This window comes from Vibrio sp. S457-15, assembly GCF_000960545.1.
In the GTDB taxonomy this organism is placed as follows: domain Bacteria; phylum Pseudomonadota; class Gammaproteobacteria; order Enterobacterales; family Vibrionaceae; genus Vibrio; species Vibrio parahaemolyticus.
In genome coordinates, this window is the sequence record NZ_JYOQ01000079.1 from 1 (window position 1) to 380 (window position 380).

Here is a 380-nt window from a genome sequence, read left to right on the forward strand (position 1 = left end):
CGTTTTTTATCCTCTCCACCAAGTTGGGTGTGTTGATCAATGGTTTAAACGAGTTTGTTGTATTATTCGACGAACTTGTTTAGTTGCTCTTTTGTCGCTTCGTCATCAGCGCCGATACCTAAACCAATCGCGGTTTCTTCAGATGTTTAAGCCTTGGTTACGGTAATGTCTACGCCATCAATATCCCCCTCAAACGTATTGCTCGAGTTAGTGAGTTTTAGACCAGTATTCTCTGCACCCAACCAGATCACGGCATCTTGTGGTGCACTGATTTGATTGATGTTTGTGAATGCATCTTCAAACCATGTTTGTCCTGTGCCCGTCGCTGACACGTTGATTTGATTGGCAACGCCGGTTTCAGTGCTTGAAGGCATGAAGTG

Annotated in this window: 1 pseudogene; it reads right to left on the minus strand. The window is 44.5% G+C overall.

The annotated features are described in order from the left end of the window. Nucleotides 1-65: 65 nt before the first annotated feature. A pseudogene (gene fliD / locus UF05_RS08685) lies at nt 66-380 on the minus strand (flagellar filament capping protein FliD); the annotation flags it as partial.